This is a genomic window from Brevibacterium yomogidense (assembly GCF_016107685.1).
Taxonomy (GTDB): domain Bacteria; phylum Actinomycetota; class Actinomycetes; order Actinomycetales; family Brevibacteriaceae; genus Brevibacterium; species Brevibacterium yomogidense.
In genome coordinates this window covers 226,217-251,869 of record NZ_JABASY010000003.1, presented here as the reverse complement: position 1 = coordinate 251,869, position 25,653 = coordinate 226,217, and the positions used below count along the sequence as shown (strand labels likewise).

Genomic DNA, 25,653 nt, shown 5'->3' with positions numbered 1-25,653 from the left:
TGACGGATTCCGCATGACGACGCTCCCCGCCCCCACCGTGGCACTGCCCGCACTCCCGAAGGCACCGCCCGCGCTTGCCGCGCGGAAGCGATCGCTGTCCGTGCGCGGACTGAGCCTCCTGCTCATCACGGTCGCGCTCGTGCTGGCGGCGGCCGCGTCCGTCGCCTTCGGCGCCCGAGGCGTCACCTGGGCGGACATCGTCGCCGGGGTGAGCGGATCACAGGACACCCTCGCCGAGGCCGCCGTCGCCAAGCGCATCCCCCGCACCCTGCTCGCCGTGGTCGTCGGTGCCGCGCTGGGCATGTCCGGGGCCCTCCTGCAGGGCATCACCCGCAACCCGCTCGCAGACCCCGGCATCTTCGGCATCAACAACGGCGCGGCACTCTTCGTGGTCATCGGAATGACCTTCTTCGGGATGTCCAGCCCGTACGCGTACATCTGGACCGCGCTGGCCGGCGCGGGGGCGACGGCGCTGTTCGTCTACGCGGTCGGATCCCTGGGCGGGGGAGGGGCGACCCCGCTCAAGCTCGCGCTCGCGGGGGCGGCCACGTCGATCGCGCTCACCTCGCTCGTCTCCGCCGTCATCCTGCCGCGCGCGCAGGTGCTCGACTCGTTCCGGTTCTGGCAGATCGGCGGCGTGGGCGGGGCCGCGTTCGACACCATCGCACGTGTCGCACCCTTCCTGCTGGCAGGCGTGCTGCTCGCCTTCGTGAGCGCCCGAGGCCTCAACACCCTGGCGCTGGGCGACGAACTGGCACGCGGGCTGGGTGTGCGCGTGGGCCGCACGCGCATCATCGCGGCGCTCGCCGCCGTCCTGCTGTGCGGCGGCGCGACAGCCGTCGCCGGCCCGATCGGCTTCGTGGGCCTCGTCGTCCCGCACGTCTGCCGCATGGTGTTCGGCCCCGACCACCGCTGGCTGCTCCCGTTGTCCGCCTTCACCGGTGCCGTGCTGCTCACCGCATCCGACGTGATCGGCCGCGTCATCGCCCGCCCCGAGGAGCTGGAGGTCGGCATCGTCACCGCACTCGTGGGCGCACCGTTCTTCATCCTCATCGTCCGCCGCATGAAAGTGCGGGCGCTGTGAGGCGGGCACTGCAGGAGGAGCGGACCGGGGCCTCGGCGGCGGATGCGGTCGTCCAGCGGGTGACGGCCAGTCGCAAGGGGCGCGCACGCAGGTACCTGCTGGTGTGCGGCGTCCTCGCAGCACTGGTGGTCGTCGTGTTCGCCGCGTCGCTCATGTTCGGGAAGGTCTTCTACGGCCCCGGCGAGGTGCTGCGCGTCCTCCTGGGCGAGGACGTGCAGGGAGCGACCTTCACGGTGGGGGTCCTCCGACTGCCCCGGGCGGTCGTGGGCCTGCTGGCCGGACTGGCGTTCGGGATCGCCGGCATCACCTTCCAGACCATGCTGCGCAACCCGCTGGCCAGCCCTGACATCATCGGGATCAGCTCCGGCGCGTCCGCCGCGGCGGTCTTCTGCATCGTCATGCTGTCGCTGTCGGAGACGCTGGTGTCCTTGGTCGCGACGGTGGCCGCCCTGGCGACCGCCGCGGTCATCTACCTCCTGTCCTTCAAGGGCGGCCTGTCCGGGACCCGCCTCATCCTCATCGGCATCGGCATCGCCGCGATGCTCAACTCCGTCGTGTCCTACGTGATCTCACGCGCCGCGCAGTGGGACCTGCAGACGGCCATGCGGTGGCTCAACGGCAACCTCAACAACGCGCAGTGGGACCAGGTCCTGCCCCTGGGCGTCGCCGTCGTCGTCTGCGTCGCCGCGCTCGTGGGGCTGTCCCGGAACCTGGGGACGCTGCAGCTGGGGGAGGAAGCCTCCGCCGCGCTGGGCGTGGGTGTCGAGCGCACCCGCATCCTGCTCATCCTCCTGGCCGTCACACTGCTGGCGTTCGCCACGGCCGCAGCCGGGCCCATCGCCTTCGTCGCCTTCCTGTCCGGACCGATCTCCACGCGCATCGTCACGAAGGCGAAGGGCACCGGATCGCCGCTGGTGCCCGCCGCGCTGGTGGGAGCACTGCTGGTGCTCGTCGCTGACTTCGTGGGACAGTTCGCGTTCGGCACCCGCTACCCGGTGGGCGTCATCACCGGCGTACTGGGCGCGCCCTACCTCATCTACCTGCTCGTCCGTTCGACCCGCTCGAAAGGCACCCTGTGACCACCGATCATTCGCTCGCCGCCCGCGGTCTCACCCTGGGCTACGGGGACCGCACCGTCATCCGCGACCTGGACCTCGAGCTCACGCCGGGGAAGATCACGGTGATCGTCGGGGCGAACGGCAGCGGCAAATCCACACTGCTGAAGTCCATGGCACGGCTGCTCGGCCCGCAGGCGGGTTCCGTCGTCCTGGACGGCAAGGACATCCATCGGATGCCCACGAAGGAGGTCGCGCGCATCCTGGGGCTGCTGCCGCAGTCGCCCATCGCGCCGGAGGGGATCATCGTGTCCGACCTCGTGGGGCGCGGGCGGCACCCGCATCAGGGAGCGTTCGCACGCTGGACCGCGGAGGACGACCGCGCCGTCGCGGACGCGCTCCACGTGACGAGCACCGTGGACCTTGCAGACCGTGCCGTCGACGAGCTGTCCGGTGGTCAGCGGCAGCGGGTGTGGGTCGCGATGGTGCTCGCCCAGCAGTCCGGCCTGCTGCTGCTGGACGAGCCCACGACCTTCCTCGACGTCGCGCACCAGGTCGAAGTGCTCGACCTGCTGACAGACCTCAATCTGCGCACCGGCACCACCATCGCGATGGTGCTGCACGACCTCAACCTCGCAGCCCGCTACGCGGACCACCTCGTCGCCGTGCACGCCGGAGGGATCCACTCGCAGGGAGCGTCGAAGGACGTGCTGACGGAGGAGATGGTCGACGCCGTCTTCGGGCTGACCTCCCGCGTCATCGACGACCCGGTCTCCGGCAAACCACTCGTCCTGCCGGTGGGAAGGCATCACTCCGGACGGGAGTGAGGACCGGCCCTGACGGCCAGTGCTGGTGCGTGGGCCCGTCAGCTCGACTGGCACGCATCCGTCCTGCGAGGCAGAGCAGGAGCTTCTCGAACTCCTCCGGCGAGCGTCGCGTCTCGAGAATCCGCGATGGCAGTGGAAGCACGCAGGGTCGAAAGGGACACTGGTGAGTGACGAGAAGAGGAGAAGGACGCTATGTGCAAGAGAATCACGTGTGACAGCTGCGGCAAGCCCACCTGGGCCGGGTGCGGAGAGCATGTCGAAGAAGCGCTCGCCGGGGTCCCTGCCGCGGACCGCTGCACCTGTCGCGACAGCTGACGGCGCGACCGCCCGTCTCACCCGGAGGAGCCGACCATCGGGGCCTCCGCGAATTCCTGGGGTGGACGGCGATCGACGGGAACACGGTCAGCTCTGGAGCACCACCTTCGCGATCCCGTTCTTCTGGATCTCATCAGAACCGGTGAGCATCCGGAACATGCGCAGCTTGCGCCAGATCCATTCGATCTCCGCTCCGTGGACCATCCCGGCCTTGCCGTGCAGCTGCAGAGCCGTGTCCGCGATGGCGAAGGCCTTCTGCGCGACGAACAGCTTGCACATGAACGCCTCCGGCAGGATGTCCTCACCGCGGTCCAGGGCGGCGAGGGCGTCGTACGTCATGGAGCGGGCCGCGTAGTAGTCGGTCGTCATGTCCGCGATCGTGTGCTGCACGGACTGCAGTCCCGCCATGTTCCCCGCCGCGACCTGGCGGTTCTTGACGAAGTCGACGGTGAGGTTGAGCACACGGCGCACCTGGCCGAGCACGGATGGGCAGTGCAGGAGCCGGTTGGTCGTCACACGCCCCAGGCCGATCCGCAGTCCCTGGCCCACCTCACCCAGGAGCTGGACGGGTCCCACCCGCACGTCGTCCAGCACGATGTCGGCCTCGATGTGCTGTCCGGACATCGGCGTCTCCCCGGGGAGCACGCTCACCCCGGGTGCGTCGAAGTCGACGAGGAACGCAGAGTACTGCTCCTCGTCACCGTCCATCCGCGCGATGAGCACGGAGAAGTCCGCGAACGGTCCGGCGGAGGAGAACACCTTGTGGCCCGTGATCCTCCACCCGTCGCCGTCCGGCACCGCGGTCGTGCTCATGGCCCGCACGTTCGAGCCCGCGTCGGTCTCCGTGAGGGAGAAGCAGCACGCGCGCTCGCCGCGGACGACCGGGAGCAGATAGCGGTCGATCTGCTCCTGTGTGGCATGGGCGAAGATCGCGCCGGCGCGCAGCGGTCCACCCATGTCGCCCAGCACGCTCTGCGAGAGGATCCGGCCGGACGCCGCGGTCTCCTCCTTGAGGATCGCAAGATCCGTGTGGCTGAGTCCCTTGCCCCCGTACTCCTCGGGCAGGTGCACCCCGTAGAAGCCCAGTTCGTACGACCGCTTCCACACGGGCTCGAGGACGCCACGGTCGTAGGGGGACTCCGGCTCGAGGCCCAGAGACGCCTCGTAATCGGCCAGTTCGCCGTCGAGGTAGTCACGCAGGCGCTCGATCGTGTCGGCGAGCGGGTGGTCGGTGTAGTCGGGGGAGAGTGAGAAGGTCATGGTTGCTCCGTTCGGTGAGGAGAGGGTCAGACGGCGCGCTCTGCGCCGGCCCAGTAGCCTGCGCGCACCTGCTTGCGGTCGATCTTGCCGTTGCGGTTGACCGGCAGCTCGGTGACGAAGTCGACCCGCCGCGGCCGTTTGAAGCGATCCAACCGCTGCTCGCAGAAGTCCGCGATGGAATCGGCGGAGGGTGAGCTGTCCGCACGCGGGACCACGACCGCGGTGACGCGCTCACCCCACTTCGGGTCCGGGGAGCCGACGACACACACCTCGTGCACGTCCGGGTGCTCGTAGATCGCCGCCTCGACCTCCGTGGAGTAGATGTTGAAGCCGCCGGAGATGATCATGTCCTTCTTGCGGTCGACGATGAACACGTAGCCGTCATCGCGGATGCGGGCGATGTCGCCGGTGAGCACCCACCCGTCGCGGAAGGTCTCCTCCGTCAGTTCGGGCGCGCCCCAGTACTCGGTCACGCAGTCCGGGCCGCGGACCGCGAGCTCGCCCAGCTCTCCCGCTGGGACTCGATTCCCGTCGTCGTCGAGCACTGCGACCTCGGAGTCGAAGACGGCGCGGCCACAGGACAGGAGGATCTCCGGATCCTCTTCGATGCCGCGGACCACGTCCTCCTTCGTGAGCGCGGTGACGCCGCTGGTCGTCTCCGCCTGGCCGTAGCCCTGTTCGACGATGGGGCCGAAGGCGGCGACCGCCTCGCGCAGACGCTGCGGGCTCACCGGCGCGCCGCCCACCTTGAGGGTCGTGAGGGTCTGCACGTCCTCCTGCCGCACCCCGTGGTCCAGGACGGAGTGGAGCATGGTGGGCACGACGAAGGTCGAGGTGATCCGCTCATCGCGGATGATGCGCAGGAATTCCGCCGGATCCCAGCGGGGGAGGACGACGATCGTGGTGCCGCGGGACAGCGCCGCGAGGATCCCCATGCCCGAGGCGTGGGTGATGGGGCCCGCGACCATGTACCGGGCCTCGGGTGCGGATCCGGAGGGGTCCATGAGCCGCTTGCGCATGTTCGCGAGCCGATTGCCGACGGTCTGGATCGCGGCCTTGAGCTTCCCCGTCGACCCGGATGTGAAGTTGAGGACGCACGGATCGGATTCGTCCGTGTCGATCATGATCGTGCCGGGCTCCGTGCCCTCTCCGGAGGCCACGAACGCGTCGTACCCGTCCGGTCCGTCGTCGCTGATCACGACGACGCGCACCGATGTCTCGGCTCGTGCGGCGGCCTCACGTGCGGCGTCCGCATGGGCCACATCCGTGAAGAGGACGAGGACGCCGGCGTCGCGCAGGATGTGTGCTGTTTCCGCGACCCCCAGGCGCACGTTGACGGGCACCCGCAGGGCGGACAGCTTGTACAGCGCCACCTCGATCTCCACGAGCTGCCCCGTGTTGGCCGCATACGTGGCGACGGGAGTGCCTCGGCCCGCACCGGTCTGAGCGAGTGCTCCGGCAAGCGCCGTGCTGCGACTGTCGAGCTGTGCGAAGGACACCCGGAGGTCGCCTGCCACGACGGCCTCCCTCTGGGCCCAGTAGTCAGCGGCGCGGGACACGTAGTAGCCGAGGTTGAGCATCAGCGATCTCCTTCAGACAGTCCGACTAAAAGTAGACACAGTGTACAACTTTGGTCAGGGAGATCCAGAGGGGAAGATGCATTCAGGAAGCTGGCTCTGCGAGAGTCGTCAATGCAGAACGGGGTATTCGGGGTGAACGGAGAAGGCATGGCGGAGAATCGCAGGACCCGCAGGACGAAGCGCGCACTCAAGCACGCGATCGTCTCGCTCGTGCTCGAGCGGGGCTACGACGCAGTGACGATCGAGGACATCACGGAGGCGGCGGAGATCTCGCGCGCCACGTTCTACGCGTACTACCGCGACAAGCAGGCGCTGCTCACGCAGATCGTGCGCGACCTCCAGGACGAGCTTGCGGAGCGGCTCGCGGATCTGCGGCTGCGGGAGGCGTCGTACTTCTCCGGTCAGGCGGTGCGGATCCTGTTCGAGCACGCGGCGGAGGAGAGGGACGCCTACCGCGTGATCCTCCGAGGTGAGGGCAACGGGATCGCGCTGCGCGAGTTCGTCGACGGGCGGACAGCCGCGTCGAAGGGCATCTTCGAGAAGCGCGCCGAGGTCACGGGCGCACGCTTCCGGCTGGACCCGGAGGTCCTCACCCGGGCCTGGGTGGGTGAGCAGGTGACGGTGCTCCAGTGGTGGCTGGAGCCCGACGAGCGGCCGATGAGCGCAGAGGCGGTGGCGCAGATCCTCGCGGACCTGTCGATCCACGGACGCATGTGGGCGAGCGGCTTCGACGAGTTCCCGGCGGACTCGCCGCCGGAGGCATAGCCCTCGGGCCGATCGCCTCGGGCACGTCCACCGGGTCATAGTCCTCGGGCTGGTCGCCTCGGTCTCGTCCTCCGCGCGCGTGTCCGTGGAGGCTCCGGCCTCGGTGCGGGAGGTGCGCGCGCGGACTCCTGGCCCCCTGTGACCTGAATCTTGACATACTGTCCAGAAGGCAACAGTATGTTTTGCGGCACCTCTGTGAACCAGCAGTCCTCCTCGCGAGGAGTCCGGTGCCGATCAGACACATGGAGGTGTTGACCATGGCCCTGGCCCTCGCATCAGGTGCTTCAGTGGCCCGTCCGCGGCCGAAGCCCAGGCGATCACGGCTGGCCCACCACCCGTGGGTGCGCTTCGCTCTGCGTCGTGCGGGTGGTCTGCTGCTGTCGTTCACTCTCCTCGTGCTCATCACGTTCCTCATCGTCCCGCTGCTGCCGGGCGACCCCGCGGTCGTCGCCGCCGGCGAGGGCGCGACGCTGGAGCAGATCGAGCACACCCGGACGGCTCTGGGCCTCGACGCGCCGCTGCTCGTGCAGTTCGCGGAGTATCTCCGCGGAGTCCTCACCCTCGACCTGGGCGTCTCCTTCGCGACCGGCGTGCCGGTGAGCACCGTCGTCTTCTCGCGTCTGCCGTTCACGGCGGAGATCGCGCTCATCGCGATCTGCATCACTCTGCTGATCGGCGTGCCGCTCGGCACTGCGGCGGCACTGCTCACCCGCGGGGGACGCAGGCCTGCGGTCGACCACGTGTTCAACGCGCTGACGAGCTTCGTCTTCGCGGTCCCCAACTACGTGCTCGCCACGCTCCTCGTCTACATCTTCGCGATCCGGCTGGGCTGGCTGCCGGCGTCCGGAGCCGCGACTCTCCCCTCTCTCATCCTGCCCACCGCCGCGGTGATGATCGGCCCGGCCTGCGCGCTGGCGAGGATCGTGAGGCGGGAGGCCGCCACGATCTTCGAGGAGGACTACGTGCGGACGGCCCGGGGGTGGCGCCTGAGCACATGGCACATCACCTCGCGGTATGTGCTCCCCAACCTGCTCACCACGACACTCACGCTCTCCGGCCTCATCCTCGCGGGCATGCTCGGAGGCGCAGTCGTCGTCGAGACGGTCTTCGGATGGCCCGGTCTGGGCACGGGGATCGTCCAGGCGATCGTCCAGCGCGACTACCCGGTGATCCGCGGCATCATCCTGCTGCTGGGCGTCCTCGCCACTGTGCTCATCCTCGTGGTCGACGTCGTGCTCGCGATCGTCGACCCACGCACCCTCGACGGAGAGGCTCACTGATGTCCGCTCGCTCCCGCACGCTCTGGACTCCGGGCTTCACGGTCGGGGTGGTCGCCATGACCGCTGTGGTCCTCGTCGCGATCATCGCGCCGCCGCTCGTCTCCGCATCCGCCTACCGCTTCACGGACGCCGTAGCGCTCCCTCCCAGCTCTGAGCACCTCCTGGGGACGAACGACTTCGGGCAGGACAATTTCGCCCGCGTGCTCGTCGCGACACGCCTCACGCTCATCATGACGGTGCTCGCAACCTTCATCTCTGTCCTGGGCGGATTGGCGCTGGGGGTCGCGATCTGGCTGTCGCCCCGTGTGGTGCGGGAATGGTCGCTGCGGCTGCTCGAGACCGCCGTCGCCTTCCCCACCCTCATCTCCGCACTCATCATCGCGGCGATCCTGCTGCCCGGGGCGACCACCGCGGTGCTCGCTCTGGGGATCGCCGGCATACCCGGTTTCGCCCGCGTCACCGCGAACCTCGCGGGCCGCACGGCGCGCGCGGAGTACTTCCTCACCGCCCGCTTCCTGGGCGTCGGATCGTGGAACCTCGCCACCCGCCACATGATCCCGTCGATGGCGGAGCCGCTGCTGGTGCTGTCCACGACGATCTTCGCCACGGTGCTGGTCGAGATCTCCGCGCTGTCCTTCGTCGGCCTGGGAGTCCAGCCACCGCAGTACGACCTGGGCTCCCTGCTGAACGACAGCCTCGAATCGCTCTACACGCAGCCCATCGAGGCACTGGGGCCTGCTGTCATGATCATCATCGCCTCCGTCGCCGCCATGTTCATCGGCGACGGTCTGGCCGCCCACGCGAATCCGCGATCGTCGCGCCGCTGGGCTCCGCGCCCGCGCATCGGCGGTGCAGTCGCCGTGCCTGCCGAAGGCGATGAGGCACTCGTGCGGGTGCGGAACCTGGCCGTGAGCACCAGCGGCGGGGAGACGGAACTCGTCCACGGCGTCGACCTGCATGTCGATCGCGCGGAGATCGTGGGGATCGTCGGCGAATCGGGATCCGGCAAGTCCCTCACCGCACTGTCCGTCGCCGGTCTCCTCGCCGAGGAACTGGGGCAGAGTGCGGATGAGCTCCGGGTCGGCACTCTCAACATGAGGGGCGCGCCGGCACCGGCAGACCTGGCACGGCAGATCGCGCTCATCTACCAGGACCCCGGAACGACCTTCAACCCTTCGCGCACGATGGGCCCCCAGCTCACGGAGGTCCTGCGCACCCACATGGGGATGTCGAAGCGTGACGCACGGGCGACGGTCGTGGACGCGCTCGCGGCCGTAGGCGTCACGGAGCCGGAACTGAGGATGAAGCAGTATCCGCATCAGCTGTCCGGCGGGATGCGGCAGCGGGCCATGATCGCCGCGGCCGTCGTCACCCGACCGTCGCTGCTCATCGCGGACGAACCGACCACGGCGCTCGACGTCACCGTCCAGGTGGGCGTCCTCAAGGCCTTCCGCGCCCTGCGCGACCGACTGGGGACCGCGATCCTCTTCATCTCCCACGACCTCGGCGTGGTCCGTGAACTCTGCGACCGCGTCGTGGTCATGCGGTCCGGCGAGATCGTCGAGCAGCTCACCGCGGCACAGCTGGCGGCAGACGACGTCTCGCACCCGTACACCCGTTCGCTCCTCGACGCGGTCCCGCAGCTGGACACGACACGGGGGAAGCGCACGGCTTCCGCAGGCCGCGCAGCACAGGAGGGCCGACGACCATGACACAGCAGCACGATGGAATGGACGTCGCCGCAGCGGGGGAGCACTCCGGCGCGGCGGGGGAGCACTCCGGCCGCGACCTGGTGGTCCGTGCTCGGTCCCTCGACCTGAGCTTCGGAGCTCATCACGTCCTCAAAGACGTGAGCGTGGACGTGCGGCGGGGTCGCGTCGTGGGTCTCGTCGGTGAATCCGGCTCCGGCAAGTCGACACTCGCGAAGGCGATCGTCGGCATGAACCGGATCGACGAGGGGGAGCTCGAGGTGGTCGGCGAGGATGTGAGCCGTCCCAGTCGGGCGCAGAGACACAGGCTCTACCGGCGAGTCCAGTACGTCCCCCAGGACCCGTACTCGTCGCTCAACCCGCGCCGCACGATCGGTCAGACACTCGCCGAGGCTTTCGAGCCCAACCGGCGCACGGCGCGCGGACGCACCGATCTCATCGCGGAGGTGCTGACGCGCGTCCAGCTGGACCCGTCGCTCGCATCCCGCTATCCCCACGAATTCTCCGGGGGACAGCGTCAGCGCATCGCCATCGCGCGCGCCCTCGCGGTGGGCCCGGAACTCATCGTCGCGGACGAGATCACATCGGCGCTCGACGTGTCCGTGCAGGCGGAGGTCATCCGACTCCTCGCCGACCTGAGGCTGAAGGGCGCGGACCACTCGATGCTCTTCATCACGCACAATCTGGCGGTCGCGCAGGTCGTCTGCGACGACATCATCGTCATGCGTCACGGCCGCATCGTCGAGACCGGCCCGGTGGATGCGGTGTTCGCGGATCCCGCTGACCAGTACACGCGCACTCTGCTCGACTCGGTTCCAGGAGCGAAAGGATTCAGCCTGACATGACTGCCGCCTCTCAGCGATTCCGCGACCCCGCGGTCATCCGCGCGCACATGATCGAGGACCAGGAGCGGATGCGCACCCGCCGCGTACGCCGGGGAGCGCCCAGTGACCTCGCCCTGGGCGAGAGCGAGCCCCTTCGTTCTCTCAGCGATCTGATGGTCCCCGGTGTGGGCGGCAAGGAAGTGCCGCTGAGCACGTTCCTCGACAGTGCCGACGCGACGGGTCTCCTCGTCCTCCACCGCGGCCGCCCGGTCCACAGCGGGTACCGGCACGGCTTCCGGCCCGACGATCTCCACGTCACCGCGTCGATCTCGAAGTCCGTGTTCGCGCTGCTGGTCATGGATCTGGTCCGTCAGGGCGAGATCGACCTGCAGGCACCCGTCAGTCGTTACGTCCCGGAGCTCGCGGGCACCGGTTTCGGGGATGCTCTCGTCGACCACTGCCTGCACATGCTCACGGAGATCCGCTACGGCGGTCGTCCGTTCCACAAGGAGATGGAAGCACGCGCGTTCTTCGCGGCAGTCGGCATGGTCGAGCGACCACCCGGCTACAGCGGACCCACGACACTGCTGGACCGGCTGGCGACGGCGGAGTCGGAGCATCCCAGCGGGAGGGTGTTCCGGTACGAGAACGGCAACACCGAGGCGCTCGGAGAGGTGGTGCGCCGTGTGACCGGTCGCCCCGTCGCGGAACTGCTCTCTGCGCTGCTGTACCGCCAACTGGGAGCAGTCGAGGATGCCCACTTCGCCCTCGACACCACAGGGCGTGAACTCGTGTCCGGACGCTTCGCCTGCACCCTGGGCGACCTGGCGCGCATCGGCGAAGTGATCCGGTGCGGAGGCGCGGTCGGTGATCGCCAGGTCCTCGCCGAATCACTCGTCGCCGGTCTGTTCGACGTGCCGGACGGTCCTGCGGGCGACGTGCTCGGCACCGGTGACGAACGCACCGGTGGTGCACCGGTCCTCGCCTTCAACCAGTCGTGGTGGCTGCCACTCGACGGGGAGGGTGCGGTCGTGGCCCGCGGCCGTTCAGGGCAGCGCCTGTACGTCTCTCCACGTCGCGACACCGTCATCGCGCTCTACGGGGCGCATCCCGTCGCGGACGACCTGCCGCTGCCGGTGTTCGAACCGGCGCTCGCGCGCATCGCGCAGTCCCTCCAGTCCCTGTGACCTCCACACCCTTCACAACCACGAGGAGTCATCATGACCGCAACCACCAGTCCCCGGTCCTCCGGATTCGTGCGGCGCTTGCTGCCGGCAGCTGCGAGCACCGCGGCGCTCGCACTGGTCCTGTCCGCCTGCACGACGGGTTCGGCCGGCAGTGCGGGCGGCGCGGACGGAGCTGCCGCATCGACGCTGCGCTCCACCCTCATCGCCGATCCCAGCAGCTTCAACCCGATGACGTCGTCCGGTGTGCCCGGCACCACGGCGACCGGACTGCTCTACACCACGCTGCTGGCGCAGGACGAGGACAGCACGCTGGCCGGTGAGCTCGCAGCGGACTGGGAGACGTCACCGGAGAAGGGCGTGTTCACCCTGCGCGACGGGGCGACCTGCGCGGACGGCACTGCGATCACCCCGACAGTCGTGAAGGACTCCCTCGACGCGTTCGTCGAGACGTCGTCGCAGAAGGACCAGGTGTTCGGCCCGTCGACCCCTGACATCAGCGCGGATGACGAGGCGGGCACCGTGACGATCGAGCTGGAGACCCCGTGGGCGGACATGGCGCAGGGCCTCACGATGTCGGACACCGGCATCGTGTGCCCGGCGGGCATCGAAGACCCGGAGGGGACCGCCGAGGGGACCGTCCCGGACGCGTTCTCCGGCGCCTACACACTGGGCGACTTCACCCCCGGTGCCAGCGTCGCGTTCGAGCTGCGCGACGACGGTTTCTCCTTCCCCGACTACGCCACCCCGCTTGAAGGAGAGCCGGCGGATCACATCGAGTTCACGATCAGCGCCGATTACAACAGCATCGCGAACAGCCTCATCGCGGGCGACCTCGACATGGCGACCATCACGGGCGAACCGATGACCAGGTTCGGGGACGACGACGGGTTCGGGGTGGAGAGGTTCTCCACCGGCAACCTCTTCCTCCTCTTCAACGAGCGAGACGGGCGTCCCTTCGCTGACACCGATGCCCGCCGCGGTGTGGCACAGGCGATCGACCGTGAGGCGTTCGTGCAGGCGGCGACGAGCGGCCTCGGGACCCCCGCGAAGAGCTTCGTCGGCGACACGGTGTCGTGTGTGAACGAGGACGAGGACGCGCTGCTCGCACCGGACGCGGACGCAGCGGCTTCCGCGCTCGACGGACTCTCTGCGGTCCAGCTCGGCACGCAGGCCGTGGGCAAGGGCGCCGGCAACACCTACATCAACCAGGTGCTGAACGAAGCCGGTGCGGACACGGAGCTGCGCACCGTCGACAATGCGGGCCTCGCCACGGAACTGGCGACCAAGCCGGAATCATGGGATATGGCGGTCATCAACCTCATCAACCTGTCCGGCAACGTCTACGGTGGGCTCTCGCGCGTCGTGGGGCCGACGACGGAGGACGGCGGCCGCAACAGCACGGGTGATCCGCACCCGGCACTGCTGGAGCAGCTGGGCAAGGCCATGGCGGAATCGGATGAGGACACGCGCTGCGGCCTGTATCAGGATCTGCAGGAGACGGTCTTCCAGGAGGCGCACATCGTGCCCCTGAGCGATCTCCCGGCACAGGCCACGACAGCGGAAGGCTTCAGCCAGCGCGTCATCAACGGTCTGCCGGTCGCGAAGACCATGCGGGTCACGGGCTGACCCGACACGGGTGAAGAGCCACGGGGCCTGGTCGGAGAATTCTCCGACCAGGCCCCGTGGCGTTCCGGCAGGTGACGCTGCGTCCCGGTGTGCGGGTCACCGCGCTGAGCCGGCTCAGCGCGGTTCGATGATGGGGAAGCGACGTCGCGGGGTCTCCAGCAGTGCACGGAAACGGTCCCACACTGCAGGGTCGCCCGTGTGGTCGAAGCCCTCGACCCCTGCGGCCACGAGCTGCGCGGCCTGGCCCGGCCGCAGCCGGACGGTGAGCCGGGGATCGGGATCCGTCACGGTCGACGCGCCCGATGCAGTTGACAGATCCGATGCGGCTGAGGAATGCGACGGGGCCGGCGAGTCCGATGCGGGAGCGCCGACGGGTTCCGCGTGGTGCCGAAGCACTCCGTTGAGAAGGTGCGCGTGGTGGACCCGGACCTCGGCGCCGGAGTCGTCGAGCTCGACGAGGTCGAAGCTGAGCCGCGCACCCGCAGCTGCCGGCCCGTCGATGCGGACGGCGAGGGAGTCGAGGACCTCGTCCGGAGCGAGACCCTGCCCCAGCTGACTGCCGCCTCGGCCCTTCCCGCGCGAAGCCTGACCCGCGTCGGGGGCCGACTGCTGGTGCTGCGCGCGCAGCTCGAGTGCGCCCGTGAGGTACTCATTGCGCCACACCGCGTTCTCGCAGCTGTGCGCCAGGAGCTCGAGCACCTGCGCGAGGAGCTCTCGGATCTCCTCCCGAGTGGGCTCCGCGAAGACGCAGACGTCCAGCAGCTCCGCCGCGAAGCGGAGGTCGTCGACGGAACCCGCCGTACGGTCGCTGCCCGTCGCGGAATCCGCGGTGCCCGCCTCGGGATCGGCACTCGCACGGTACGTGTCGAGCAGCCCCTGCGCGTGTTCGACCGCCTTGTCCGTCCCACCCAGCAGGTCGATCCAGCGTCGCGACGAATCGCGGTGCGGCAGCTGCCACAGGTGCGACGGGTTGCCGTCGTACCAGCCCAGGTAGAACTGGTAGATGCCCTTGACGTTGTGGCTGAGAGAGCCGTAGAAGCCGCGGACCACGGCGGTGGCGGCCAGCTGCGGGGGCAGGGTCAGCTCCTCCGCGATCTCGTCCGCCGTGAGACCGTCATTCATGAGGCGCACCGTCTGATCGTGCATGTACCCGTAGACGTCGCGCTGCACGGAGAGGAACGCATCCACCCGGTCGCGACCCCACGTGGGCCAGTGATGGGTCGCGAAGGCGACATCCGTGCGGGGGACGTACATCCGGCGGGTCTCGTCCAGGTATGCGGACCAGTTCTTCGCGTCGCGCACCTGCGCACCGCGCAGCGTGATGATGTTGTGGAGGGTGTGCACCGCGTTCTCCGCCAGGCACAGTGCCCCCCGCTGGGGGAGGAAGACGTTCATCTCCACCGGGGCCTCGGTGCCGGGCGTCAGCTGGAACTCCAGGGTCACGCCATCGATCTCCCGCGTCTCGCCGGAGTCCCTCACCTCGTCGGTCGGCTCCACCAGCGTGGTCGTCCCCGGGACCACCCGCTGGCCCAGGCCGCAGCCCACGTGGCCGTCGGGGCCGACGGGGAGCATCGCGCCGTACATGTATCCGGACCGACGGCGCATGGCGGGCCCGGCGACGATGTTCTCGCTCGTGGCGTGGTGCTGGAAGCCCTCGGGTGCGATGACGGGCGCCTCGCCGTCTGCGGCGTGTGCGAGCACGGCCGCCGTCCCGCCGAAGTGGTCGACGTGCGGGTGAGTGAGCACGACCCCGGTGACGGGACGCACGCCGCGATGGGCGAAGTACAGCTGCAGTGCTGCGTCAGCGGTCTCCGTGCACGTGAGGGTGTCGAGGACGATGACGCCGGACGCGCCTTCGATGAGTGTGAGGTTGGCGAGGTCGAACCCGCGGACTTGATAGATGCCCTCGCACACCTCGAAGAGGCCGTGGCGGGCGACGCGACGGGAATGCTCCCAGAGTGTCGCAGGACTGGTGTCCGGTGCGGGGGAGTCGAGGAACGCGTAGGCGTCGAGGTCGTGGACGACAGTGCCGGACGCGGTGCGGATGATCGGGTCCGCTCGCGTTCCGAGGAACCCGCGAGCGGCGTCCTCGTCGATCCGGGCTGTGTCCTCGGGAAGGGGCGGGAACTGTGTCATCGGATCTCCTCCGTGCGGCTGATCTATACACTCTGTCTGATTTCATGTTATCTGACTGAAGTGCGGGCTGGCGGAGCTGCGGGCGTGGGGGTTCCCCGGTGCTAGCCTCTGGGCATGTCGCAGATGAGGGTGAGTGTCGCCGCGTCCCTGGTGGGCGTCTCCGACGACACGATCCGCCGATGGGTCGAGCGCGGGCGACTCGAGGCCTCCACCGATGACGCGGGTCGCCTCATGGTCGACGGGGCCTCGCTGGCGGCGCTGGCGCAGGAGAGCGCGGCGAAGCAGAAGCTGGACGAGCTGGACGGCGGGTCCGGGCGCCGGTCGGCGCGGAACCACCTCACGGGTCTCGTCACGAACGTGATCTCCGACCGTGTGATGAGTCAGGTGGAGATGCAGTGCGGGCCATTCCGCGTCGTGTCCCTTGTCTCCACGGAAGCGGTCGAGGAGCTGGGGCTTGCGCCCGGCTCCCTGGCGACCGCCGTCGTCAAGGCGACCAACGTGACGATCGAGGGCGCCGGGGCATAGCGGGCCACACGTCGCGGTGGCTGCGCAGGCGCTCACTGCGCACTTTCGTTTTTGAGTGCATCGTTATCTGCACCGTACTGGTCAGTGCACTGTGCAGTGAGCGAGGAAAGTGCGCAGTCAGCGAAGGGGTGCGGTCTCTCGCCTCAGCGACACCCGTTCCCGCCCGCCGCGCCACCATTTCTGCCCCCGGTGACCGAGCCCACAGGGCCGCGGGAACAAAACCGCCGCCCCGTTAGTTAAACTTTTCAGTAAGTAGTTGAGAGCTTGACGATCTGCCGGCGGGTGAAGCCGGCGGGCGACCAGGAGGCAGCGATGGAATTCGGCATCTTCTCGATCGGTGACGTGACGACTGACCCGACGAACGGCACGACCCCCACGGAGGGGGAGCGCATCAAGGCGACGGTGACGATCGCCAAGCACGCGGAAGCAGCAGGGCTGGACGTGTTCGCGACCGGCCAGCACCACAACCCTCCGTTCGTGGCGCCTGCGAACCCTCCGGTCCTGCTCGCGAACATCGCGGCGCAGACGGAGCGCATCCAGCTGTCGACCGCGACGACCCTCATCACGACGACAGACCCGGTCCGCATCGCCGAGGATTACTCCTACCTGCAGCACCTGGCCGACGGGCGCGTCGACCTCACGATGGGCCGCGGCAACACCGGCCCCGTCTACCCGTGGTTCGGCAAGGACATCCGCTCCGGCATCCCGCTGGCGGTCGAGAACTACAACCTGCTGTACCGGCTGTGGCGGGAGAAGAACCTGGACTGGGAGGGCAACTTCCGCACCCCGCTCAACTCCTTCACTGTGACGCCGTGGCCGCTGGACGGTGTTGCACCGTTCGTGTGGCACGGGTCGATCCGCAGCCCGGAGATCGCGGAGCAGGCCGCCTACTACGGTGACGGCTTCTTCCACAACAACATCTTCTGGCCCACCAGCCACACGGCCCGCATGGTGAACCTCTACCGTCAGCGGTACGAGTACTACGGTCACGGGCGCGCGGACCAGGCGTTCGTGGGTCTGGGCGGCCAGGTGTACATGCACAGGGACTCGCAGCAGGCGGTCCGCGAGTTCCGCCCCTACTTCGACAACGCGCCCGTGTACGGCCACGGCCCCAGCCTCGAGGACTTCACCGCGCAGACGCCGCTGACGGTCGGCTCGCCGCAGCAGGTCATCGAGCGCTACGCCGGGTTCCGCGAGTGGGCGGGCGACTACCAGCGCCAGCTCTTCCTCATGGACCACGCCGGCCTGCCGCTCAAGACCGTGCTGGAGCAGATCGACATCCTGGGTGAGCAGGTCGTGCCGGAGCTCCGCAAGGAGTTCGCGGCGAACCGTCCGGCTGACATCCCGGAGGCTCCCACGCACGAATGGCTCGTCGCCCGCCAGCGCGCGGGTGAGGCTCCGGTCCCCGGAGGCGCACCCGGCACCCGCGCTCACGAGGATCGGCTCGCGGCAGAGGAAGAGGCTCGCCAGAAGCAGGCATCCAGCACGAACTGACGCCAAGACCGACCAGCACGAACTGATTCGGGGCGAGCAGCGAACCGACCCCGGTGACGGCCGGCACGAACCGACCCGAGGATGACCGACACCCGCTGACCCCGGGAAGAGAGGAGAGGAAGTCTCATGATCGAGATCGTCGCAGTGTCGACAGGACTGAGCGAGGATTCCGCGACCAGCCGCCTTGCGGATCGCATGCTGCGGTCCGCGGAGGATGCGCTCGCCAGGCGCGGCGAGGAAGCCACGACGACACACATCAACGTGCGGCACCTGGCGAAGGCCCTCGTCGACCTCACGGTGTCCGGGTTCCCCGCGCCGGAACTGGACGAGGCCTTCGCCGCCGTGAAGCGGGCGTCGGCCGTCATCACGGTGGCACCGGTCTACAAGGCTGCGCCGGCGGGGATCCACACGCTGTTCTGGCAGCTGGTCGACGACGCCTCGCTCGCGGGCACACCGGTGCTGCTGGGCACGACGGGCGGGACGCCCCGTCACTCGCTGGCGGCGGAGTCGACGCTGCGGCCGATGATCGCCTACCTCAAGGGGTATGCGCTCCCCACCTCCGTCTTCGCAGCGACTGACGACTGGGGCAGCGGTGAGCAGGCCGGCCTGGACCGCCGCATCACGCAGGCCGCGGACGAGCTCGCGGAGCTGGCGCTCGCCCTCAACCCGAACGCCGCCGGCTCCTCGAGCGACGCCGCCCCGGGCGGTGCAGAAGACCCCGCGCCCGAGGCCGCAGCCGGTTCCGCTGCAGTGTCCCCGGAGCCGGCCGCGGACTCCGACGCCCCCGCCGCCCCGGGCGTCCCGTACGCGGGGCCGGCGCGCGAGTCCGGGAGGTCGGCGATCACCCCGAACGGCCTGGGGGAGCGGGCGCGAGAAGAGCGGACGCGGGATGAGTTCGACCCGGATTCAGTCACCCCGTTCTCGGTCCTGCTGGGCGGCTGAAGCGACCTGGCCGATGCGGAACACCGGGTGCGAAGGAGGCTGACAGAATCATGGGGGAGGTGAGGACGATGGAGGGTGTGAACGGCCCGAGCATGGACGGCCTGAGCGTGAGCGGCCTCAGTGTGAGCGGTCCGCCCCGCAACCTGCTGGCGGAAGCCCGCACGATGGAGGCGTGGAGGCTCTACTTCGAGACCTCCCAGCGCGTCATGGCCCAGTTGGGGACGGCGCTCAAGGGGGACGCGGGCATGGACCTCGCGGACTACAACCTCCTCATGGTCCTCGCGGAGGCACCCGATCGCACCCTCACCATGAGTGTCCTCGCGGAACGGATCGTGTTCTCCGTGCCCCGGCTCAGCTACAGGATCGGCGTGCTCGTCGAGCGCGGCTGGGTGCTCAAGGAGCCGTGCCCCGACGACAGGCGCGCCCACAACATCGTCCTCACGGATGACGGGGCGGGCGCACTCGTCGCGGCCGGCCGTGACCACCGGCAGCAGATCCACCGGCTCTTCGACGCGGTGCTGGATGCGGACGACATCGACGCGCTCGCCCGCATCATGGGGAAGATGCACGCCGCGGTCGAGCAGTGAGAGCACCTGCCGGAGAATCCGCCCCTCATGCCAGACTGGGGGCATGAGCGAAGAAGCACGCACGGGCACCGCGGGTGCCCAGACACCCCCGTCCGGACTCGTGAAGACCGTCGCCTTCCCGACGCAGGAACTGCGCTCGAAGGTCGACGCCCGCATCGTCGACCACCAGCAGTCCCGCCTGGACTTCGTCGTGTGGTCCGCGGAGGAGCAGTCGAGAGGCCTCAACAAGTCCGCGATCGAGGCCGTCGTCCTCCCGTACCCGGACCACGGCCCCACGATCGACCGGCTCCACGAGCTGCCCAATCTCAAGTTCGTCCAGCTGCAGACGACCGGCTACGACGCGGTCATCGGGAAGGTCGGGCCGGAGGTGCAGGTGGCGACCGCTTCGGGTGTCCACGCGGCTGCGACTGCGGAACTCGCCGTGGCGCTCACGCTCGCGCGTCTGCGCGGTGTCGACGATGCGGCGCGCGACATGACGGAGCACAACTGGAACCACCGCCAGCGCCCGTCGCTTGCGGACCGGAAGGTCCTCATCGTCGGTGCCGGAGGGATCGGCAACGCCATCTTCGACCGCTTCGCACCGTTCGAGGTCGAGCAGACACGCGTCGCGACGACCGCCCGCGATGACGACCGTGGCCACATCCACGGCATCGACGAGCTGCCTCAGCTCCTGCCGACCGCCGAGGTCGTCGTCCTCATCACCCCGCTCACCGACCGCACGGAGAAGCTCGTGAACAAGGAGTTCCTCGCGGCGCTTCCGGACAAGGCGCTCATCGTGAACGTCGCGCGCGGGGGAGTGGTGGACACGGATGCCCTCGTCGCAGAGCTGGAGTCGGGCCGTCTCCAGGCGGCGCTGGACGTCACCGACCCGGAGCCGCTGCCCAAGGAGCACCCGCTGTGGTCGACGCCGAACACGCTGCTCACCCCGCACGTGGGAGGGAACGCCTCCGCGTTCCATCCCCGGATAGAGAATCTGCTGGTCGAGCAGGTGTACCGGCTCCAGATCGGCAAGGAGCTGCTCAACCTCGTGGACGTGTCAGAGGACTGACCGAGAGGGAGAGCCGCATCGCGTGGCCCTCCTCCCGCGCCGCCAGTGCTCTGGGCGAGGCATCCCTGCTGGTGACGAGCCCGCCGCAGTGTCACCCCGCCGCCGAGGTGCCGGTCGCCCTCTGCGGTGACCGGCACCTCGGCGGCGGTGGGTCCGTCCGCCATGTGGGCCGGTGACAGCGGGGTGTGACGGCGGTCCTAAGATGCGGGCATGAGTAACACGGATCCGCAGCCCACCTCCTCGACCACCGCCCAGCCCGACGCGGGCGTCGACATCAAGCCGCGTTCCCGCGACGTCACCGACGGCATAGAGCGGGCAGCGGCCCGCGGCATGCTTCGGGCCGTCGGGATGGGTGACGACGACTGGCAGAAGCCGCAGGTCGGCGTCGCCTCGTCCTGGAACGAGATCACCCCCTGCAACCTGTCGCTGCAGCGGCTCGCCGGATTCGCCAAGGAAGGTGTCCACTCCGCCGGCGGCTACCCGCTGGAGTTCGGGACGGTCTCCGTGTCCGACGGCATCTCGATGGGCCACGAGGGCATGCACTACTCACTCGTGTCCCGCGAAGTCATCGCCGACTCCGTGGAGACCGTGTTCGGCGCTGAGCGCCTCGACGGGTCCGTGCTGCTGGCCGGCTGCGACAAGTCGATCCCCGGCATGCTCATGGCGGCCGCCCGCCTGGAGCTGTCCAGCGTCTTCCTCTACAACGGCTCCATCATGCCCGGCACCGCGAAGCTGTCCGACGGCACGGAGAAGGAAGTCACCCTCATCGACGCCTTCGAAGCCGTGGGTGCCTGCCGTGCCGGCACGATGACCGAATCGGACGTCGACGCGATCGAACGCGCCGTCTGCCCGGGCGAAGGCGCCTGCGGCGGCATGTACACCGCGAACACCATGGCGTCGGCGGCCGAGGCGATGGGCATGTCCCTGCCCGGCTCCGCCGCACCGCCTGCGATCCACCGCAATCGCAACCTGTTCGCCCGCATGTCCGGTGACGCGGTCGTCAACCTGTTGAAGCGCGGCATCACGACGAAGGACATCATCACGAAGGAGTCGCTGGAGAACGCGATCGCCGTGACGATGGCGTTCGGCGGATCCACGAACGCGGTGCTCCACATGATGGCGATCGCGTACGAGGCGGGCGTCGACCTGAGCCTCGACGACTTCAACCGGATCGGCGACCGCGTCCCCCATCTGGGCAACGTCAAGCCCTTCGGCGACTACGTCATGAACGACGTCTTCAAGATCGGCGGCGTGCCCGTCGTCATGCGTGCCCTGCTGGACGCGGGTCTGCTCCACGGCGACTGCATGACGGTCACCGGCAAGACCGTCGAGGAGAACCTCGCGAAGATCAACCCGCCGGACCCGGACGGCAAGATCCTCCGCGCCATGGACAACCCGCTGCACCCCACGGGCGGCCTCACGGTGCTCAAGGGGTCGCTGGCGCCGGGCGGTGCAGTCGTCAAGTCGGCCGGATTCGACGCGGACGTCTTCGACGGCACGGCGCGCGTGTTCGACCGCGAGCAGCCCGCGATGGACGCGGTGCTGAACGGTGAGCTCGAGAAGGGCGACGTCGTCGTCATCCGCTACGAGGGCCCCAAGGGTGGACCGGGCATGCGCGAGATGCTCGCGATCACCGGCGCCATCAAGGGCGCGGGCATCGGCAAGGACGTCCTCCTCATCACGGACGGTCGATTCTCCGGTGGGTCGACCGGCCTGTGCATCGGCCACGTCGCACCGGAGGCCGTGGACGGCGGTCCGATCGCGCTCGTGCGTGACGGCGACAAGATCAGCATCGACATCGCCGCCCGCACGATCGAGCTCCACGTGCCGGAGGAGGAGCTCGCAGAGCGCCGCAAGGACTGGACGATCCCGGAGAACCCGCGCCTGCACGGTGTCCTGGGCAAGTACGCGAAGCTCGTGCAGTCGGCATCCGTGGGTGCCATCACGGTGTGAGCTGCTGAGTCATGCGACCGGCGTGGGCAGTGTGAACTGCCGGTCAGCAGAGCGGGGGCCGCGGAACGATCGTTCCGCGGCCCCCGCTCTGCTTCTCCGAGGCCGCGTTCACAGCAGCGGTCGGATCGCCCTTCGTCGCAGGGACGCCCGCTTCTGGGGCGGTCGTCGCCGGGACTGGCAGTGTCAGTCCTCGTCGTCTTCGACGTCCGCGGCTCTGCGCTTGGCACCCACTCGTGAGCTTCGGGTGAGGACGATCGCCCCGATCGTGCCGCCTACGATGCCGCCGACCACAAGGCCACTGGCGGTCGAGGTCTCCCCGACCTTCACGCTGCCCATGCCCACGTCCATGATCGGAGATCCGGTGCTCATGTGGAACGCAACCGCGCCGATCCAGGCGAGCGCCAGTACGAATCCCAGCGCCATCGCCCCGTTCCTGCGTCGCGGCGCGATCTTGGAGTAGCTCTGATGGGTGTCGAGTCCGGAACTCCTGCAGTACCAGGAGTAGACGCCGCTGGGAATCACCGCTGCGACCACGACGACACCGGACCACAGCCCCACGCCGATCAGAGCGAGGAAGACGCCCAGCAGTTGGATCGTGAAGATCGACGCCGTCATCGCCGCTGTCCCGGCGCGCAGGATGATGTCCCGTTCGCGTTCGTCGCCCATGGACGGGTCCTTGATGCCTGCGAGGGTGTCGGCAATAGAGGCGAAGCTCCTGCGTCCTCCGCTGTTGTTCGAGGTCATGACGGCTCCTTGTCCAGAGGGAAGAGGTGTTCGACGGTGGAATCGAGGCGCTGCGCGATGCGCAGTGCCAGGTAGACGCTGGGCGCGTAGTCGCCCTTCTCGATGGCGGCGATCGTCTGTCGCGTGACCCCCGCATGCTGTCCCAACTGACCCTGCGTGAGGCCGGCGGACTTGCGCAGCGCGCGGATCGGGGAGGCGCCCTCCGCTGATGGTGCGACCACCGATTGCGCGGCGGTCCCGTGCGGGTGGGAGCGATGTGAGTCCGGCATGACCACCCTTCCCGTGTTAAGAATGTTTGACATGTCCATGTTAAACAGACTTAACACAGGCGTGTCAAGGAAACTCAACATTCAGTGCCGCGAGGGCAGGGTGGCGATGAGCCGCAGCTTCACTCGAGTGCGATCCGGCCGATGAGGTCGTCTGCTCCCAGCGGTTCCGTCTTCGACTGCTCCATCACCTGCTTGGCCTTCTCGACGGAGTCCCACACGTTCCACAGGAGCACGCCGCGCACGGCGCCCTCGTCCAGGTAGTACACGACACCGGCGGTGCGGTCGTCCGTGAAGTCCTCGACCGTCTCCAGTGACGCATCGAGGACACCCACCGCCTCATACCCGTAGTCGAAGAGGTCCGACCAGAAGAACGGCGTGTACGCGTAGGGATCCTGCTCCTTGGTCCCGGTGCGGGACCGGGCCATGTTCCGCCCGGCGATCGTGCCCATCCGCTTCGCATTGTTGACGTGCTCCACCCGGCGGCGGCCCAGCAGCGGATCATCGTAGCGGGCGACGTCTCCCGCCGCCCACACGTCCGCGGCACTGGTCGCCAGGTGCTCGTCGACGACGATCCCGTCGTCCACCGTGATCCCCGCCTGCTGTGCGACCTGGTCGTTGGGAATGACGCCCACGCCCACGACGACGACATCGGCGGTGTGGGTCTCCCCGTCCGCGTCGGCGACGATGACGTGGTCCGTGTGGTCGCTCACCCCGTAGGCACCGGAACCGCCGATGACGGTGACTCCGCGATCGCGGTACGTCTGCGTCACCTCCTCCGCCAGGCGCGGCGGGAACATGTGACCCTGGACCGTCGTGCCGCGCATGAGCAGGGTGACGTCGACGGAGTTCTGCGCCAGCGCCGCGGCGATCTCCGCACCGATGTAGCCGCCGCCCACCACGACCGCACGGCTGCCGGGGCGGGCGAGTGCGCGCAGCCGCCGGTAGTCCTCGACCGTCCGGTAGTAGAGGATGCGGTCGGACATCGGCAGCTCCAGGTTCCGGGGTTCCGACCCCGTCGCCAGAAGCAGGCGACTGTAAGTGACCGTGGACGTGTCCGACAGTGTCAGCGTCTTCGCTTCCGCATCGATCGCCGTGACCGTGGTCCCGGTCCTCAACTCCGCGCCTGTATTCTCGTCCAGCAGCCACCCCGAGTCCAGCTGTGCGGACTCGTCCACCCACAGCGTCTTGGACAGGTCGGGGCGGTAGAAGGGACCGTCCGGTTCCCGCCCCAGGATCGCGATCGTGCCGTCCGGGTCATTGCGTCGGAGGGAGCGCGCTGCGGACGCTGCTGCGATCCCAGCCCCCACGATCACGTAGTCGAAAGCGGTGCCTGCGGTGTCGGGCCGCGCCTCTGCGCCCGGTGCTGTTGCAATCTGCATTATGACCACACTCCTTCGGTGTCGCCGCGTGTCCTGGAACAACACAGCCCGCCCCGGAACCCATTCCAGGACGGGCGTGCGCAGGGAGCGGTGCGGATCAGGCTCCCCTCCGGGACGCCTTCCACTGCTGACGCAGTGCCTTGCGCCTGTCGTAGTCGGCTTTCATGCGGGTGCGGGGATCCATGCTGCGGGACAGTCGGGGCGGGCCGATGATGTGCAGCAGCAGGTATTGGAACCGGAAGAAGAAGCGGTACCAGAGGCCGAAGCCGTCCTCCCCGCGCGGCTTCTCCATAGGGGCATCCGCAGCAGTGTCGTCCTCATCCTCGGCGAAGACCGCAGACGGCTCTTCGGCTGAAGGCTCCTCCGGGCCGTGTCCGTCCGTCCCGTGAGGGGTGAGGGGGCCAGGATTCTTCTCGTGTGACATGGGGTGACATCTCCTCGGCCGTGCAGGTGGCGGGTCTGGATGTCCCGTGTGTCGCGCCGGCTTTGCGAGGGACTCCGAGCGGTGTGTTCTCCGCTTTAGTTTGTGCACTAATTTTATCATGCGGCTTGTGTCTGTGCCGGGGCTGGTGCGGGCGAGGTGTAGCCTCATCGCGTGGACTCCCAACGTGATCTCCTCCGCTTGGACGAGCAGGTCTGCTTCGCACTCGCCGTCGCCTCGCGATCCGTGGTGGGCATGTACGGGCCCCTCCTCGCCCCCCTGGGGATCACCCACCCGCAGTATCTCGTGATGCTCGCGCTGTGGGAAGAGGAGCCGCGCCGTCAGGGCGACTTGGCGCGGGTCGTCCGCCTGGAGCCCGCCACACTGTCGCCGCTGCTCACCCGACTGGAGAAGGCGGGCTACATCACGCGCGTCGCCGCACCGGAGGATGAGCGGATCCGCCTCGTCGGCCTCACGGTCGCGGGCCGGGCGCTGCGGGAGCGCGCGAAGCCGATCCCCGGTGCCATCCTCGCGAACCTCGAGATGGACATCGAGGAGCTCGCGTCCCTGCGCGACACCCTCCATGCGCTCATCGAACGCGTCGAGCGCAGCTCCGAAGACTGACAGCACATGGGCGCCCGCC

The 25,653-nt window shown here is 68.8% G+C and carries 23 protein-coding genes; 16 read left to right on the top strand and 7 right to left on the bottom strand.

What is annotated here, in order from left to right; all coding sequences use genetic code 11:
• Positions 1-13 precede the first annotated feature (13 nt).
• The 3 genes from JFC09_RS09585 to JFC09_RS09575 are packed head-to-tail and all read left to right on the top strand — an operon-like array spanning position 14 to position 2,966.
• A complete protein-coding gene (locus tag JFC09_RS09585; protein WP_198393791.1) occupies positions 14-1,084 on the top strand; it encodes a FecCD family ABC transporter permease in 1,071 nt (356 codons plus the stop codon).
• A complete protein-coding gene (locus tag JFC09_RS09580) occupies positions 1,081-2,163 on the top strand; it encodes a FecCD family ABC transporter permease (protein ID WP_408610959.1) in 1,083 nt (360 codons plus the stop codon). Before JFC09_RS09585 ends, JFC09_RS09580 begins: the two co-directional genes overlap by 4 nt.
• Positions 2,160-2,966: an ABC transporter ATP-binding protein gene (locus JFC09_RS09575; RefSeq protein ID WP_198393790.1), complete on the top strand. Its 807-nt coding sequence runs from the start codon at positions 2,160-2,162 to the stop codon at positions 2,964-2,966. The genes JFC09_RS09580 and JFC09_RS09575 overlap by 4 nt, the downstream gene beginning before the upstream one ends.
• A 402-nt stretch (positions 2,967-3,368) precedes the next feature.
• Here the strand turns inward: JFC09_RS09575 and JFC09_RS09570 are convergent, their stop codons facing one another.
• Together JFC09_RS09570 and JFC09_RS09565 are read right to left on the bottom strand one after the other, a co-directional pair.
• The gene (locus JFC09_RS09570; RefSeq protein WP_198393789.1) at positions 3,369-4,541 is read right to left on the bottom strand and encodes an acyl-CoA dehydrogenase family protein; all 1,173 of its coding nucleotides are present in this window, start codon (positions 4,539-4,541) and stop codon (positions 3,369-3,371) included.
• A 26-nt stretch (positions 4,542-4,567) separates the two neighbouring features.
• On the bottom strand, positions 4,568-6,121 hold the full coding sequence (locus JFC09_RS09565; protein WP_198393788.1) for an AMP-binding protein: 1,554 nt from the start codon (positions 6,119-6,121) through the stop codon (positions 4,568-4,570).
• A 147-nt stretch (positions 6,122-6,268) separates the two neighbouring features.
• Here JFC09_RS09565 and JFC09_RS09560 point away from each other — a divergent pair, with 147 nt between their 5' ends.
• From JFC09_RS09560 to JFC09_RS09535, 6 genes are all read left to right on the top strand, one after another.
• Complete coding sequence (locus tag JFC09_RS09560; protein WP_198393787.1) at positions 6,269-6,886, top strand: TetR/AcrR family transcriptional regulator; 618 nt, start codon at positions 6,269-6,271, stop codon at positions 6,884-6,886.
• Between the two features lie 257 nt (positions 6,887-7,143).
• The gene (locus JFC09_RS09555; protein ID WP_198393786.1) at positions 7,144-8,166 is read left to right on the top strand and encodes an ABC transporter permease; all 1,023 of its coding nucleotides are present in this window, start codon (positions 7,144-7,146) and stop codon (positions 8,164-8,166) included.
• Positions 8,166-9,878 carry a dipeptide/oligopeptide/nickel ABC transporter permease/ATP-binding protein gene (locus JFC09_RS09550; protein ID WP_198393785.1) on the top strand — a complete coding sequence of 571 codons (1,713 nt, stop codon included), beginning with the start codon at positions 8,166-8,168 and terminating at the stop codon, positions 9,876-9,878. Before JFC09_RS09555 ends, JFC09_RS09550 begins: the two co-directional genes overlap by 1 nt.
• Positions 9,875-10,720 carry an ABC transporter ATP-binding protein gene (locus tag JFC09_RS09545; RefSeq protein WP_198393784.1) on the top strand — a complete coding sequence of 282 codons (846 nt, stop codon included), beginning with the start codon at positions 9,875-9,877 and terminating at the stop codon, positions 10,718-10,720. Before JFC09_RS09550 ends, JFC09_RS09545 begins: the two co-directional genes overlap by 4 nt.
• A complete protein-coding gene (locus tag JFC09_RS09540) occupies positions 10,717-11,886 on the top strand; it encodes a serine hydrolase domain-containing protein (RefSeq protein ID WP_198393783.1) in 1,170 nt (389 codons plus the stop codon). Before JFC09_RS09545 ends, JFC09_RS09540 begins: the two co-directional genes overlap by 4 nt.
• A 33-nt stretch (positions 11,887-11,919) precedes the next feature.
• Entirely contained in the window at positions 11,920-13,512 is a 1,593-nt protein-coding gene (locus JFC09_RS09535; RefSeq protein ID WP_198393782.1) for an ABC transporter substrate-binding protein, read from the top strand.
• A gap of 114 nt (positions 13,513-13,626) precedes the next feature.
• Here JFC09_RS09535 and JFC09_RS09530 read toward each other — a convergent pair whose 3' ends face one another.
• Positions 13,627-15,648 carry an alkyl/aryl-sulfatase gene (locus tag JFC09_RS09530; protein WP_198393781.1) on the bottom strand — a complete coding sequence of 674 codons (2,022 nt, stop codon included), beginning with the start codon at positions 15,646-15,648 and terminating at the stop codon, positions 13,627-13,629.
• Positions 15,649-15,762: 114 nt separating this feature from the next.
• On the opposite strand from JFC09_RS09530, the gene JFC09_RS09525 reads away from it, so the two are divergent.
• The 6 genes from JFC09_RS09525 to ilvD all read left to right on the top strand — a co-directional run bounded on the left by JFC09_RS09525 (position 15,763) and on the right by ilvD (position 22,197).
• Positions 15,763-16,173, top strand: coding sequence for a TOBE domain-containing protein (locus JFC09_RS09525; protein WP_198393780.1), 411 nt, complete (start codon positions 15,763-15,765; stop codon positions 16,171-16,173).
• Positions 16,174-16,485: 312 nt separating this feature from the next.
• Positions 16,486-17,667, top strand: coding sequence for an LLM class flavin-dependent oxidoreductase (locus tag JFC09_RS09520; protein WP_198393779.1), 1,182 nt, complete (start codon positions 16,486-16,488; stop codon positions 17,665-17,667).
• A 126-nt stretch (positions 17,668-17,793) separates the two neighbouring features.
• The gene (locus JFC09_RS09515; protein WP_198393778.1) at positions 17,794-18,609 is read left to right on the top strand and encodes a CE1759 family FMN reductase; all 816 of its coding nucleotides are present in this window, start codon (positions 17,794-17,796) and stop codon (positions 18,607-18,609) included.
• Between the two features lie 50 nt (positions 18,610-18,659).
• Complete coding sequence (locus tag JFC09_RS09510; RefSeq protein WP_198393777.1) at positions 18,660-19,196, top strand: MarR family winged helix-turn-helix transcriptional regulator; 537 nt, start codon at positions 18,660-18,662, stop codon at positions 19,194-19,196.
• Positions 19,197-19,239: 43 nt separating this feature from the next.
• Positions 19,240-20,244: a 2-hydroxyacid dehydrogenase gene (locus JFC09_RS09505; protein ID WP_198393776.1), complete on the top strand. Its 1,005-nt coding sequence runs from the start codon at positions 19,240-19,242 to the stop codon at positions 20,242-20,244.
• A 210-nt stretch (positions 20,245-20,454) separates the two neighbouring features.
• A complete protein-coding gene (ilvD, locus tag JFC09_RS09500; RefSeq protein WP_198393775.1) occupies positions 20,455-22,197 on the top strand; it encodes a dihydroxy-acid dehydratase in 1,743 nt (580 codons plus the stop codon).
• Positions 22,198-22,380: 183 nt separating this feature from the next.
• Here the strand turns inward: ilvD and JFC09_RS09495 are convergent, their stop codons facing one another.
• The 4 genes from JFC09_RS09495 to JFC09_RS09480 all read right to left on the bottom strand — a co-directional run bounded on the left by JFC09_RS09495 (position 22,381) and on the right by JFC09_RS09480 (position 25,013).
• Positions 22,381-22,941 (bottom strand): hypothetical protein, encoded by a 561-nt coding sequence (locus tag JFC09_RS09495; protein ID WP_198393774.1) that lies wholly within the window; start codon positions 22,939-22,941, stop codon positions 22,381-22,383.
• Positions 22,938-23,210: a helix-turn-helix transcriptional regulator gene (locus JFC09_RS09490; protein WP_232483386.1), complete on the bottom strand. Its 273-nt coding sequence runs from the start codon at positions 23,208-23,210 to the stop codon at positions 22,938-22,940. Before JFC09_RS09490 ends, JFC09_RS09495 begins: the two co-directional genes overlap by 4 nt.
• 119 nt (positions 23,211-23,329) lie before the next feature.
• A complete protein-coding gene (locus JFC09_RS09485) occupies positions 23,330-24,589 on the bottom strand; it encodes an NAD(P)/FAD-dependent oxidoreductase (RefSeq protein ID WP_198393773.1) in 1,260 nt (419 codons plus the stop codon).
• Between the two features lie 97 nt (positions 24,590-24,686).
• The gene (locus JFC09_RS09480) at positions 24,687-25,013 is read right to left on the bottom strand and encodes a hypothetical protein (protein WP_198393772.1); all 327 of its coding nucleotides are present in this window, start codon (positions 25,011-25,013) and stop codon (positions 24,687-24,689) included.
• 171 nt (positions 25,014-25,184) lie between these two features.
• Here JFC09_RS09480 and JFC09_RS09475 point away from each other — a divergent pair, with 171 nt between their 5' ends.
• Positions 25,185-25,634 (top strand): MarR family winged helix-turn-helix transcriptional regulator, encoded by a 450-nt coding sequence (locus tag JFC09_RS09475; protein ID WP_332839720.1) that lies wholly within the window; start codon positions 25,185-25,187, stop codon positions 25,632-25,634.
• The last annotated feature ends 19 nt before the right edge of the window (positions 25,635-25,653 follow it).